The organism is Luedemannella helvata (genome assembly GCF_039528415.1).
Lineage (GTDB): Bacteria > Actinomycetota > Actinomycetes > Mycobacteriales > Micromonosporaceae > Luedemannella > Luedemannella helvata.
On record NZ_BAAALS010000036.1, the window covers coordinates 16,617 to 30,351 of the forward strand.

10 protein-coding genes are annotated in these 13,735 nt (G+C 71.9%); 8 read left to right on the forward strand and 2 right to left on the reverse strand.

What is annotated here, in order from left to right; genetic code table 11:
* Window positions 1-11 precede the first annotated feature (11 nt).
* Together sigJ and ABD191_RS25685 are read right to left on the reverse strand one after the other, a co-directional pair.
* On the reverse strand, window positions 12-980 hold the full coding sequence (sigJ, locus tag ABD191_RS25680) for an RNA polymerase sigma factor SigJ (RefSeq protein WP_344087387.1): 969 nt from the start codon (window positions 978-980) through the stop codon (window positions 12-14).
* The gene (locus ABD191_RS25685) at window positions 932-1,372 is read right to left on the reverse strand and encodes a carboxymuconolactone decarboxylase family protein (RefSeq protein WP_344087390.1); all 441 of its coding nucleotides are present in this window, start codon (window positions 1,370-1,372) and stop codon (window positions 932-934) included. Before ABD191_RS25685 ends, sigJ begins: the two co-directional genes overlap by 49 nt.
* A 120-nt stretch (window positions 1,373-1,492) precedes the next feature.
* Between ABD191_RS25685 and ABD191_RS25690 the strand changes: the two genes are divergently transcribed.
* The 8 genes from ABD191_RS25690 to ABD191_RS25730 all read left to right on the forward strand — a co-directional run bounded on the left by ABD191_RS25690 (window position 1,493) and on the right by ABD191_RS25730 (window position 13,704).
* Window positions 1,493-3,154, forward strand: coding sequence for a DUF11 domain-containing protein (locus tag ABD191_RS25690; RefSeq protein ID WP_344087393.1), 1,662 nt, complete (start codon window positions 1,493-1,495; stop codon window positions 3,152-3,154).
* Between the two features lie 148 nt (window positions 3,155-3,302).
* Window positions 3,303-4,262 carry a L,D-transpeptidase gene (locus ABD191_RS25695; RefSeq protein ID WP_344087396.1) on the forward strand — a complete coding sequence of 320 codons (960 nt, stop codon included), beginning with the start codon at window positions 3,303-3,305 and terminating at the stop codon, window positions 4,260-4,262.
* A gap of 216 nt (window positions 4,263-4,478) precedes the next feature.
* On the forward strand, window positions 4,479-5,066 hold the full coding sequence (locus ABD191_RS25700; RefSeq protein ID WP_344087399.1) for a DUF4956 domain-containing protein: 588 nt from the start codon (window positions 4,479-4,481) through the stop codon (window positions 5,064-5,066).
* Window positions 5,063-5,866, forward strand: a complete 804-nt coding sequence (locus ABD191_RS25705) for a polyphosphate polymerase domain-containing protein (protein WP_344087402.1) — start codon at window positions 5,063-5,065, stop codon at window positions 5,864-5,866. The genes ABD191_RS25700 and ABD191_RS25705 overlap by 4 nt, the downstream gene beginning before the upstream one ends.
* A gap of 26 nt (window positions 5,867-5,892) precedes the next feature.
* Complete coding sequence (locus tag ABD191_RS25710) at window positions 5,893-8,019, forward strand: CotH kinase family protein (protein WP_425560868.1); 2,127 nt, start codon at window positions 5,893-5,895, stop codon at window positions 8,017-8,019.
* Between the two features lie 70 nt (window positions 8,020-8,089).
* Window positions 8,090-8,920: a tyrosine-protein phosphatase gene (locus ABD191_RS25720; RefSeq protein ID WP_344087405.1), complete on the forward strand. Its 831-nt coding sequence runs from the start codon at window positions 8,090-8,092 to the stop codon at window positions 8,918-8,920.
* 540 nt (window positions 8,921-9,460) lie between these two features.
* Window positions 9,461-12,973: an ExeM/NucH family extracellular endonuclease gene (locus ABD191_RS25725; protein WP_344087408.1), complete on the forward strand. Its 3,513-nt coding sequence runs from the start codon at window positions 9,461-9,463 to the stop codon at window positions 12,971-12,973.
* Between the two features lie 32 nt (window positions 12,974-13,005).
* The gene (locus ABD191_RS25730; RefSeq protein ID WP_344087411.1) at window positions 13,006-13,704 is read left to right on the forward strand and encodes a HupE/UreJ family protein; all 699 of its coding nucleotides are present in this window, start codon (window positions 13,006-13,008) and stop codon (window positions 13,702-13,704) included.
* Window positions 13,705-13,735 lie beyond the last annotated feature (31 nt).

Sequence of the window (13,735 nt, forward strand, 5' to 3'; positions counted from 1 at the left end):
GATGCCTGACTCTAGGCGGTGCCCGCATCCTGTCGTGTACCGCGTAGGGGGGTCATCAGGCGGGTCAGCTTGACCGGGTTGCTGATGAGGTAGATGCCGCTCACGGAGCCGTCGGTGACCGCGAGGGTGAGCGCGTGGGCGCCCCGCGGGCGGGACACGATCACGCCCGCGCCGCCGTTGATCGCCACCGGCCGGGCGTCCAGCGCGCCGCGGTCGCGGCTGTAGATCGCCGCGAAGAACCGGGCCACCTTGTCCGCGCCCCGGATCTCCCGGCGGGCCGAGTTGACCCGGCCGCCCCCGTCCGACCACGCGCTCACGTCCGCGCGCAGCAGCCGACGCAGCGTGTCGAGGTCGGCGTCGCGGGCCGCCGCGACGAACGCGTCCAGCAGCCGGGCGTGCTCGCGCCGGTCGGCGGGGTAGCGGCGGCGGTCGGCCGCGAGCGCGGCCGCCGCCCGGTGGTGCAGCTGGCGGCAGTGCGCGGGCTCGCGGTCCAGGACCTCCGCGATCTCCGCGTACGGGAGCCCGAACGCCGTACGCAGGACGTAGACGGCGCGTTCCGGGGCGCTGAGCCGCTCCATGAGGTGCAGCACGGCGATGGACAGGGTGTCGTCGCGGACCGCGATCTCCTCGGGCAGGCCCACGGGCGCCGGGGCGTGCCCGGTGGGCAGCGGCTCCGGCAGCCAGGGGCCCACGTAGGTCTCGCGCCGGGCCTGCCGGGCGCGCAGCACGTCGAGGGCGAGCCTGGTCACCACCCGGGTCAGGTACCGCTGCGGCTCCAGCACCACCGCGCGGTCCACCTGGCGCATCCGCAGGTAGGCGTCCTGCAGCACGTCCTCGGCGTCGTGGGCGCTGCCGGTCAACCGGTAGGCCAGCCCGAACAGCATCGTCCGGTGCGCGCTCAGGTCGTCGGCAGCGTCCAGCGACGGGCCGCTCACGTGGCCGGCGGGCGCTTGCGCGTCGTCACGGCGATGCGGTTCCACGTGTTGATAATCGCAATGGCGAGGATGAGATCGGCGGTCTCCTCCTCGGACCATTCCTTGCGCGTCGCGGCCCAGACGTCGTCCGGCACGCCGTGCTCGCCGAGGCGGGTCACCGCGTCCGTGAGCGCCAGCGCCGCGCGTTCCCGCTCGTCGAAGAGCGGGCTCTCCGACCAGGCCGCGACGGCCATGAGCCGCAACGGTGTCTCGCCGGCGGCGAGCGCGTCGCGCGCGTGCATGTCGAGGCAGAAGGAGCAGCCGTTGAGGATGGACGCGCGGATCTTGATCAGTTCGAGCACCCGGTGCTCGACCCGCGACCGCACGTAGGTCTCCAGGGTCCGGACGGCCGCGTACCCCTCGGGAACGACGGCGAAGAGGTTCATTCGTTCGCTCATGCGCACACGACGTGTGGGGGCCGGCCGGATGTGACAGCCAGAGGTGTGACACGGAACACGGCGCTTGCTGTTCGTACAAAGAATGCTTTTGAACGCATTTCATTGTATAGCGTGACAAACATGATCCCGTCGCACGGGCTCGCGCCCGCGTCCGCGCCGCGGCGGCGGGCCGTCGCGGCGGTCATCCTCGTCTGCGCGGTCGTCGGCGCCGTCGGGGCGGCCACGCCGGCCGGCCACGCCGATGCCACCTCGCCGACCTGCCCGACGCCCCGCGTCGACGAGGGATATCTCGTGCCCGGCCTGCCGGGGCAGCTCGTCAACGCCGGCACGGCGACCCACGCCATCCGGGCCCGGAGCACGGGCACGTGCGGTCGCGCGCCGGACCGCACCCTGCGCATGTGGTCCGCCGACCCGATCTGGTTCCAGGCGGCCACGGCCCGGCAGCTGGGGGCCAGCCCGGTGCCCGAGGGCCGCGCGTCGGCCGTCCGGGAACAGGCGTCCGGCACGACCTCGTCGTGGTTCGCGGCCGACGTGCCCGCATCCGGCGACACCTGGGTGGGCGTGCGCTTCCGGTTGGCGGACGCGGCGGCCCGGTTGGGCCTGCCCGTGAGCCAGGGCCCGCTGCTCATGACCCGCATCGTCGTGCGGACCCCGCCCACGATCGACCCGCTGCCCGCCGTGCTGCCGCACGACAACAAGGGCACCCGCCTGTCCGGCACGGCGTGGCCGGGGGACGCCGTACGCGTGATCGATCCCGCCCTGCGCGTCATGTGCGAGGCGACCGCCTCGGCCGACGGCCGGTGGACGTGCGCGGCGGCGGACTTCACCCACGGCGCCACGACCGTGCGGGTATCACAGCGGGGCTCCGGCGCCCGCAACCCCGCCTACCCGGGCCTGACCTCGCAGGGGCTGGCGGACCAGGTGAGCGCACCCGTCACCACCCGGGTCCTCACGGCCGACCCGGCCGTTCTCGTCGAGGTCGACAACACCACGCCGCGCGTCGGCGCGGTCGTCCACTACACGGTGACCGCTCTCAACCTGGGCCTCGACACCGCGTCCGGGGTACGGGTGACGAGCGCGCTGCCGGCGGGCGTGCGCCACGAGTCGTCGTCGGCGACCGCGGGCACCTACGACCCCGCGACCGGCACCTGGACGGGCATGGGCGACCTCGCCGCCGGCCAGCGGCAGCGGCTCACGATCGCGGCGCGGGTCCTGGCGCACGGGCCGCGGGCCCTGCCGGCGACCATCTCGGCGGACGCGGCCACGGACGGGGTGGGTACGACCCGGCTGCGCGGCGCGAACGGCGTGCCGGACTTCAACACCAACCCGGCCAACGACACCGACCGGGTCGACGTCGGCACGGCGCCGTTGTCGAACCCGCGCCTGGTCAAGCGGGCCGACCGGCGGGACTACCGGATCGGCGACATCGTCCGGTACACCCTGGTCGCGACCAACGACGGCCCGGACACGGCCACGGAGGTCTCCGTCCACGACCAGCTGCCGCCCAGCCTGGTCTTCGTGTCGGCGCGGCCGAACGTCGGCCGCTTCGACGCGGGCCGGCAACGGTGGTCCATCGGGGACCTGCCGACCGGTGTCACCGCGCGGCTCACCCTGCTGGCGCGCGTCGCCGGACCGGGCACGATCCGCAACCGGGCGACCATCGAGGCAGCCGGGTCGCGGCGGGACGCGTCCGTCAGCCGGCACGCCGCGGACGCCAACGTCGACGTGACGGACGACGCCAGCGAGGCCGTCATCACGGTGCGGCGTACCGCCCGTGGGTGACCCCGCGTAAATTCGACGCCCACCTGGCAGGCGGCGTATCGCCGCAGCTCAACGCGGTATGGGCGGCCATGACGACCGGATTGGATCCGCGCGGGCGGGGGTAGCATCGGGTTGCTGGTCGCAGGCCAACCGTGGGGAGGGGTCGACTGTGACGTGGAAGCGTGTGCTGCCCGGGCTCGTCGCCTTGGCCGTCGTGCAGACCCTGCTCACCGCGTGCGGTGGGGGCGGTGCCGGTGCCCAGTGGACACAGGGGTCGTCGCCCTCGCCGGGCGCGTCCGGTTCCGTCGCGCCGTCCGCGGCGCCGACCGAATCCCCCACGCCGTCGGGCAAGCCGGTGCACGTGCGGCTCTTCCAGGGCGACGGGTCGACCTGGGGCGTCGGCATGCCGATCATCGCGTACCTGTCGGCGTCCATCACGGACGCGCGCCCGTTCGCCGAGGCCACGAAGGTGACCGTCAACGGCAGCGAGGTCAAGGGCGCCTGGCACTTCCAGAGGTCCGCGATCTACAAGGGATACCCGCTGGAGGCGCACTACCGGCTGGAGGACTACTGGCCGGCGCACGCCGACATCCGGATGGACCTGCCGGTCGAGGGCCTGTCGGGCGGCCCCGGCTGGGTGTTCGACAACAGCCTGACGCTGGACATGTCGACCGGCGCCGCGAACATCGCCAAGATCGACGGGAAGACCAAGCGGATGGTGGTGACCTCCGACGGCAAGCAGAAGTTCACCTTCCCGGTCTCGCTGGGCGCGGCCAAGACGCCGACCTTCAACGGTACGAAGATCGTGATGGAGAAGTCCAAGCTGGAGCGGATGGTCGGCGACGACTACGACATCAAGGTGCCCTGGTCGGTGCGCGTGACGAACTCGGGTGAGTTCATCCACTCCGCGAGCTGGAACGGCGGCAACATCGGCCGGCGCAGCACCTCCCACGGGTGCACCAACCTCACGGTGTCCGACGCCAAGAAGTACTTCGACTTCGTGCGCATCGGCGACGTAACGGTTTACACGAACACCGGCGGAAAGACGATGCCGAGCTGGGACGGGTTCGGCGACTGGAACCTGCCGTGGACGACCTGGCAGGCCGGCGGCGCGGTGCCCACCGCGTAGTCGCTTCGCGAGTTCGTCCTGGTCGGGAACTTTCATCGTTACTCGAAACGCCGTTCTATTTATGGGCCGCTCGCAGGCTGTCCTCCACCGAACGGCCGATAGTCCGACTCCGTTCTTGCGATAGATGTCGATAGATCTATGACAGTCTCTGGGCAAGCTTCCGTTCACCTGACGGATGCCTGACCGATACCCGCGCTTCGCCTGGGGGAGACGGACTTGTCGCAGATCTGGTCCTTCGTGATCGACATCGTGGCGGTCGGCCTGCTTGTATTCGGCATCTACTTCCCGCGACACCGCCGGCGGGACCTCGTCGTCGCGTACCTGGGCGTCAACGTCGGCGTCCTGGCCGTGGCGAGCGCCATCAGCCAGAGCTCCAGCGGTGCCGGGCTGGGGCTGGGACTCGCGTTGCTGGGCGTGCTGTCCATCATCCGGCTGCGCTCCACCGAGCTGGACCAGCACGAGGTGGCCTACTTCTTCGCCTCACTCGCGCTGGGCATCCTCTGCGCCATCAGCGGGCCGAACTGGCTCACCGGCGGGCTCACCGTGTTGCTGCTCGTCGTGCTGTTCGTCGGCGACCACCCGCGGCTGCTGCGCGGGTACCACCAGCAGATCATCGTGCTCGACTCGGCCATCACCGACCGGGTCGCCCTCATCGCCCACCTCGAACAGGTCCTCGGCGCCCGGGTGCGGGCGGCGACCGTACAGCGCCTCGACCTCGTCAACGACACGACGACGGTGGACGTGCGCTACTCGCAGTCGCCCTCGAACGTACGGGTGCCGGTATCCGTCGGGGCCCCGCGGTGACCACGACGGCGGTGCGCGAGCCACTGTGGTACCCGTCGGCCATCGGGCTGGACGAGCTGCTGCGGGTCGCCGCGCTGCAGACCCGGGTCGACCGCAAGTACGTCGTGCCGCTGAGCGAGGTCGAGGCCCTGCTCGCCGAGGCGGCCACCGGGGCTCGGGTGCTGGAGATCGACGGGGCGCGGTCGTTCGCGTACGAGTCGCTCTATTTCGACACACCGGACCTCGCGAGCTACCGGATGACGGCCTACCGGCGGCGCCGTAGGTTCAAGATCCGAACGCGGGCGTACCTCGACTCGGCCGAGTGCTGGCTCGAGGTCAAGACCGCCGGGCAGCGCGGGAGCACGGTCAAGAACCGGTGCCCGTACGCCTGGGACGACCGGGTCACCCTGCACCCCGGCCGGCCCTTCGTGCGCGGCGCGCTCACCGACGGCGCCGTGCCCGTCGACCCGGACTCCCTGTTCGTCCCCACCCTCATTACCCGGTACCGGCGCAGCACGCTGTACCTGCCGGACTCGGGCAGCCGGGTCACGGTCGACACCCACCTCACCTGGGAGGACGCGAACAGGCGTCTTCTCCTGCCGGGCGTGGCCATCATCGAGACCAAGACCGGCTCGTCGGCGTCGTGGGCCGACCGCCTCCTCTGGCGGCGGGGCCACCGCCCCGCCCGCATCTCCAAGTACGCCACGGGCCTGGCCGCCCTGCGTCCCGACCTGCCCGCCCCGCGGTGGCGGCAGACCCTGCGCCGGCACTTCGTGCCCGCCGGACGCACCGTCGCCACCCACTCCACCAGCTGGCTCTGAGCGACCACAAAGGACGTGATCCGCCCATGAGAAGATCCCTGCTGAAAACGGTCGTGCCCGCCGGGCTCGTCGTTGTACTCGTGGCTGGCTTCGCCACGACCCAGGCGATCGCGGCCGACGCGCCGCAAGCCGCCCCGCTGGCCGCGCCCGCCCTGGCCAACGTCGCCGCTGACCAGGCCGGCGACATCGTGTTCTCCACGCCGAGCGGCACGTTCACGGGCAGCGTGTCCGTGTCGCTGAGCACGGCGGTGGCCGGCGCGCAGGTCCGCTACACGACCGACGGGTCGCTGCCGTCGGCCAGTTCGCCGGTCTACAGTTCGCCGATCCAGATCACCCGGACCACGCAGGTGCGCGCGCAGGCGTTCGTGAACGGGGCCGCGAGCGGCACCGGCGGGTCGCAGCTCTACGTCGCGCAGAACGTGTCGACATCGCACGACCTGCCGGTGCTGATCCTCGACACATACAGCAAGGGCGTGCCGGGCGCGAACTATGTCGACACCGCGCTGATCGAGCTGCCGGCGACCAGCGGGTCGGCGACGCTGGCCGGGGCGCCGGTGCTCGCCACCCGGGCCGCGGTGCACGTGCGCGGCAACTCCAGCCAGATGTACGACAAGAAGCAGTGGCGCGTCGAGCTGCGCGACAACACCGACGACGACGCCAACTACCCGCTGCTGGGCATGCCCGCCGACGGCGACTGGGTGCTGCGCGGGCCGTTCGCCGACAAGTCGCTCATCCGCGACGCGCTGATGTTCGACCTGAGCCGGGCCATGGGCCGTCCGGCGCCCCGGTACCGGTTCGTGGAGCTGTACCTCAACACGGACGCGCAGCCCGTCAGCGCCGCCGACTACCAGGGCGTCTACGTCGCCATGGAGACCATCAAGAACGACAAGAACCGCCTCGACCTCAAGAGCCTCGACGAGGACGACCTCACCGAGCCGAAGATCAGCGGCGGGTACCTCATGAGCTTCGAGTGGCAGGCGGCCGAGGAGCCGACCGTGCCGTGCAGCGGCGCCAACTGCTGGCAGTACCTCGAACTGCGCGACCCCGACCCGGTGATGCCCGAGCAGCGGACGTGGATCGCCAACTACATCAAGCGCTTCTCCGACGCCCTGCACAGCTCGTCCTTCACGGACCCTGTCACCGGGTACGCCGCGTACATCGACGTGAACTCGTTCGTCGACCAGGTCATCCTGTACGAGCTCGGCCGCGACATGGACGCCTACCTGCGCAGCTTCTACCTCTACAAGGACCGCGACCAGAAGATGTTCGCCGGGCCGGTGTGGGACAACGACCTCACCTTCGGCATCGGCGGGTACTTCCAGAACAACCAGACATCCGGTTGGCAGTACCAGCAGACCCGCACCCCGGTCGCCAACGACTGGGTCCAACGGCTCATGCAGGACCCGGCGTTCGTCAACCTGATCAAGCAGCGCTGGTCGCAGCTGCGCCAGGGCATCCTGTCCAACGCGCAGTTCGAGGCGCGGGTCAACCAGATCACCGCGCCGCTGACGGCCGCCGCGCAGCGCAACTTCACCCGGTGGCCGAACCTGACCACCCAGATGATCGGGCCCTTCAACACGCCGACCGCGAACACCTGGCAGGGGCAGGTCCAGCAGCTCAAAACCTGGGCGCAGCAGCGGATGTCGTGGCTGGACTCGCCGAGCGGCGGCGCGTGGCTGACGACCGTCGTGCCCACCTCGGCGGCCGCGACGACCTCGGCGCCGGTGAGCACGCGCCCGCCGACCTCGGCGCCGGTCAGCACGAGCCCGCCGACGTCCGCGCCGGTCAGCACGCGCCCGCCGACCTCCGCGCCGGTGACCTCCCGGCCGCCGACCTCAGGCCCCGCCGGTGGGGGTGGTTGCTCCGCCGCGTACACCGTCGTCAACCAGTGGCAGGGCGGCTTCCAGGGTGAGGTCAAGGTGACCGCCGGGTCGGCGGCGATCACGGGCTGGCGGGTGACCTGGACGTACGCCAACGGCCAGACCGTCACGCAGTTCTGGAGCGCCACCATCACGAGCAGCGGATCGGCCGTCACGGCGACGAACGTGTCGTACAACGGCGCCCTGGGCGCCGGGGCGAGCACCACGTTCGGATTCCTCGGCTCCTGGAATGGCACGAACACGGCACCGTCGGTAACCTGTACCGCGCTGTGAGCACTCGACGTTGGCCCCGCCCGATCCCGGGCGGGGCTGGCGTCGGGATATGAGCCGTTAGGCTGCGCCCATGGAGAACGCCGTGACCGCCGGGGCGCCCGGCGTGGGGGAGCCCGGTTATCCCATCGGTATCTCGTCCGTCCCCAACCTGCGTGACCTGGGCGGCTGGCCCACCGCTGACGGCGGTCGCGTGCGCGCCGGCCTGTTCTACCGCTCCGTCGACCTGAGCAGGCTGGCCGACGCCGACCTTGCCGCGTTCGCGGCGCTCGGCATCCGGACCATCTACGACCTGCGGACGACCGCCGAGCGGAAGCAGGCGCCCGACCGGTTGCCGGACGGCGCGGCGTACGTGTCGCTCGACGTGCTCGCCGACGCGGTCCGCTCGGCGCCCGCCACCCTGTCCGACGTGCTCGCCGACCCGCAGTTGGCCGCCAAGCTGCTCAGCAACGGCCGCGCGGTGACCATGTTCGAGGGTGCCTACCGCCAGATCGTCTCGTCCGACAGCGCACGGGCCGCGTACCGGGCGCTGTATCTCGACCTCGCCGACCCGGCCCGCCGGCCCGCGCTCGTGCACTGCCTGACCGGCAAGGACCGCACAGGCTGGGCGGCCGCCGCGCTCCTGTGGCTGCTGGGCGTGCCCGACGACCTGGTGATGGCCGACTACCTGCTCACGAACGCCCAGCTCCTGCCGGCCCTGCAACCGAAGTTCGACGCGTTCGCGGCGCGCGGCGGTGACCCGGAGCTGCTCATGCCGGTGTTCGGTGTCCGCGAGCGGTACCTGCACGCGGCGCGCGAGGAGATGAGCCAGCGGTACGGCACGGTCGAGGGCTACTTCACCGACGGGCTCGGCCTGGCCGACGACACGATCGCCGGCCTACGCGAGGCGTTCATTCACCGCTGACGCAGCGTTCTTCGCCGAAGCCGCAGGCCGAAGTTCGGGACGGTAGTCCTTCAGGAGTCCGCCGGATCCGGCGTTCTCGCGGAGCGCGCGGCCGTTCCTGGCGTCGCTATGTCATTCGGCGTTTCCTCGCAGGCGTCGCCGCCCCCCGTATCCGGTTGTCGTCGATATCGCTCTGGGGCTGCTCTCGCCGGCAATTGGCGGTGCTTCTCTGGTCATAATAATTCTCCTGGTACTGCCGAACTCTAACGCTTTCTTCCGGTCAATGACTCACGGGCGCAGAACCAGCAGAGCATGTGCCATGTCGTAGACGTGCTCACGTCACCGTTGCCGCTGCTTCGAGAGACCACCTGCTGATCCCGGGTCTCTGAACACTGAGCGAATCCTGATCGGAAGGGTTCCGGGGCGGTCATAAAGCACGTACGTTGGCGGTGCCGGAATAGCACTCCCACTGTGGAGGTTCGTGCCGTGGGTCGTTGGGGTCGTCGTCGGTTCGTGGGCGCAGTCTCCGCAGTGCTCGCCCTTCCCACCGCTGTCATCGTTGTGAATGCCTCCGCTGCGTCGGCGCAATTTGTCGAAGTCAACCTGGTCGTGGTGCGCGTCGGCGCGGGAGACGCCGCGCTCAGCTCGGCGGCCACGGAGGCGTTCCTTGACGAGTACACGCCGGCCGGGTCGCTCGTGCGGTCCGTGCCGTTGCCCACGGCGGTCAGTGGCGACAACCGGCCGCTGACGATGAGCGGGTCGGCGACCACTGAGGGCGCGCTCGCGCGCTCGGTGGACGGGCGTTACCTGACGCTCGGCGGCTACGACGCCGAGCCGGGTACCCCGGCCGTGGCGGGCACGAACGCGGCCACGGTCGCGCGCGTCGTCGCGCGGGTCGATGGAGCCGGCGCGGTGGACACGTCGACCGCGCTCGCCGACGCGTACAGCGGGGGCAACCTTCGCGGCGCGGTGACCGACGACGGCAGCCGGTTATGGACGGTCGGGTCGGCCGGCGGCGTGCGCGTCGCGCCGTTCGGGGCCACCGCGTCGACGCAGATCAACAGCGCGGCGCCGACGAACCTGCGGGTCGCCGGCATCGTGGCGGGGCAGCTGTACGTCTCGACCGGCAGCGCGCCGACCGGCGTCTACCAGGTGGGGGCCGGCCTGCCGACGACCGGCGGCCAGACGCCCGCGTTGGCGGCGGCCGCCCCCAGCCCGTACGCGTTCACGGCGCTCGACCGCGACCCGACGGTCGCGGGTGTGGACACCCTGTACGTCGCCGACGACAGCACGGCCGGCGGCATCCTCAAGTTCTCGTTCGACGGCACCACCTGGACGGCGCGTGGTGCGGTGCGGCCGGCCGGCGCGGGTGCGCGGGGCATCACCGGTGCGGTGACGGGGTCGGGCGCGACGCTGTTCGCCACGACGACGGCGAGCGGCGGCCAGCTGGTCAGAGTGGCGGATTCGGCCGCCTTCGACGCACCGCTCGCGGCCACGACGACCGTCCTGGCCACGCCGGGTGCGAACACCGCGCTGCGCGGCGTCGCGTTCGCCCCGACACCAACGACAGCAACGACGCCGCCCACGACGTCCGAGCCGACGACGCAGACGCCGACGACGTCCGCCGCGCCGACTTCCGTCGGGCCGACGGTCAGCGCCAGCCCTTCGCAGCCGCCCGTGCCGTGCACGGACGCCGCGGTCGCCGTCGGCGTGGTGCAGGGCGGCGGGGCGGCCAGCCCGATGGTCGGCAGTACGGTCACCGTCCGGGGGACCGTCGTCGGCGACTACGAGGGCGCGAGCCCCGCGCTGCGCGGCTTCTACCTGCAGGACTCCGGCGACGGCGACGCGACGACCTCCGACGGCGTCTTCGTTTTCAACGCCAACGCCGACACGGTGGCGGTCGGCGACGTGGTCCAGGTGACGGGAGCGGTGTCGGAGTTCCAGGGCCAGACCCAGCTCACGCCGGTGACCGGTGGGGTGGCGGCGTGCGGCACCACCGCGACCGTGAGCCCGACCGACATCACGCTGCCCGTCACGGACCTGGAACCGTACGAGGGGATGCTCGTGCGGGTCCCCCAGACCCTGACGGTCACCGAGCACTTCCAGCTGGGCCGGTTCGGTCAGGTCGTGGTCTCCTCGGGCGGGCGGCTGCGCCAACCCACGGCCGACCTCCGCGCCAGCGACACGGCGGCGGTCGCGGCGGCGCAGGCCGCCAACAACCGCAACCGTCTCATCATCGACGACGCGACCAACGCGCAGAACCCTGATCCGATCGCCTTCGGCCGCGGCGGGCAGCCGCTGTCGGCGGCCAACACGCTGCGCGGCGGCGACACGGTGACCGGTCCGGTGGGCGTGCTCACCTACACCTGGGCCGGCAACGCCGCCAGCGGCAACGCGTTCCGGCTGCGGCCGGTCGGCGCGCTCGGCGGCACGGCCACGTTCGTCGCGGCCAACGACCGCCCGGCGGCCCCGCCGGCGACGGGCGCCGGGTCGGTGCGCGTGGCCAGCGCCAACCTGCTCAACTTTTTCACCGAGTTCAGCGGCTGCCGGCTGGGCACGCAGGGCGAGGTCACCGACTGCCGGGGCGCGAGCGACACCGCCGAGTACGAGCGCCAGCTCGCGAAGGAGGTCGCCTCGCTGCGCTTCCTCGACGCCGACGTCATCGGCTACATGGAGATGCAGAACAACGGGTACGGCCCGACGAGCGCGGTCCGGGCACTGGTCGACGCCCTCAACGCGGCCGACGGTGCCGGCACGTGGGCGTTCGTCGACCCGGACGCGGCCACCGGCGTGGCCGACGCGGCGGGCACCGACGCCATCAAGGCGGGCCTCATCTACCGCACGGCGGCGGTGACCCCGCTGGGGAACGCGACCTTCGTCAACCAGGACCCGTTGTACGAGCGCCGGCCGGTGGCCCAGGGCTTCACCACGCCGGGCGGCGGCCGGTTCACGGTCGTGGCGAACCACTTCAAGTCCAAGGGCTCCTGCCCGTCCAGCGGCCCGGACGCCGACCAGGGCGACGGGCAGAGCTGCTGGAACGCCCGCCGCACGGCACAGGCCACCGAGCTGGCCCGCTGGCTGGCCGAGACCGTGGTGCCGGGCGTGGGCGACCCGGACGTGTTCATCGTGGGCGACCTGAACTCCTACGCCGGCGAGGACCCGATCGCCGCTCTGGAGGCCGCCGGCTACACGAACCTGATCAGGAAGTACCACGGCGGCGACGCGTACTCGTATGTGTTCGACGGGCAGTGGGGTTACCTGGACTACGCGCTGGCGTCCGCGACCGCCGTGCCGCAGGTGACCGGCGCCGCCGACGCGCACCACAACGCCGACGAGCCGTCCGTGCTCGACTACCTGACCGACTTCAAGAGCGCCGGCCAGATCGTCTCCCTGTACGCCCCGGACCGGTTCCGCACGAGCGACCACGATCCGGTCGTGGTGGGTTTCGAGCCGACCGTGACCCGGGCGGCGACGGTCACGACGCTGACCACCTCGGGGACCCCGTCGGTGCGGGGCGCGCCGGTGCGGTTCACGGCCACGGTCCGCGGTCCGGCCGGCGTACCGGTGGCAGGCACCGTGCGGTTCAGCGTGGACGGCCGACCGCTCGCCGCCCCGGTCGCGGTCAGGGACGGGGTGGCCACCCTGGAGACGAGCGCGCTCACCGCCGGCAACCGTACGGTGAGCGCCGTCTACTCGGGCAGCTCCGCACTGCTGGCCAGCTCCGCGTCCGTCAACCAGCTCGTCCGGTACGCGGTGACGATCGCGTCGCCGGCCGCCGGCGCGACGGTGCGGGCCGGCTCGGTCGTGCCGGTCACCGTCCGGCTGACCGACGCCGCGGGCGACCCGCTCCCGTTCGCCGAGGCGCTGCTCGCGGGCCTCACCCAGGTCAAGGTCTCCGCCTCCGGCGCGCAGGCCCTGCCCCCGGTCACTCCGCTGTACGATCCGATCTCGCGCGCGTACCTGGTGCCGTGGAAGACGGCGAGGAAGCCGACCGGCACGGTCACGATCGCGGTCGACGTGGCCTATCCGGGTGCGCCGACCCAGCGGGTGACGGCGACGGTCACGCTGTCCTGACACCGACCCGCATTTCACAGGAAGGATCAGGCGTGTCAGCCCGATTCCTCGCGTTCTTCTTCGTCATCGGCGCGTTGCTGCTCGGCGCGGCGACGCCGGCCGCCGCGCATGACATCACCGGTACCGGCGACAGCATCCCGGAGTTCCTCTGGATGGGGGTCGAGCACATGGTGCTCGGCTTCGACCATCTGCTCTTCGCCCTCGGCGTGGTGCTGCTGGCCGGGCAGGTCCGCCGCGCGGCTGGCCTGATCTCGTTGTTCGCGCTGGGCCACAGCGTCACGCTGATCGCGGCCACCCTGGCCGAGGTCAGCGTGAGCCCGCGCCGCGTCGACATCATCATCGCGCTGAGCGTGGCGTTCGTCGGCGTCGTGGGCCTGTTCGCCCGGCCGCGCACGCCGGCCCACTGGCGGTGGTTCGGCGCGGCGGTGCTCGTGTTCGGCCTCATCCACGGGCTGGGCCTGTCCACCCGGTTGCAGCAGGCCGACGTCAGCTCGGTCAGCGGCATCCTGGCCTTCAACGTGGGCATCGAGCTCGGCCAGCTGGCCGTGATCGCGGCCTGCGTCCTGGTCGGCAGGTTGGTCGCCTATGTGGCTCCCGGCAAGGTGCCCGGGCGGATGGCGCGCCGGCTCGGCAACGTGGGGCTGGTGCTCGCCGGCCTCGTGCTCGCCGGCCTGCTCGTCGCGCAGCGGTGGACCGAACCGGTCACGAACGCGTTGGCGAACGCCGTCTGACAGCGCTGCGTGGTGGGTGTGCCGGGCCGCC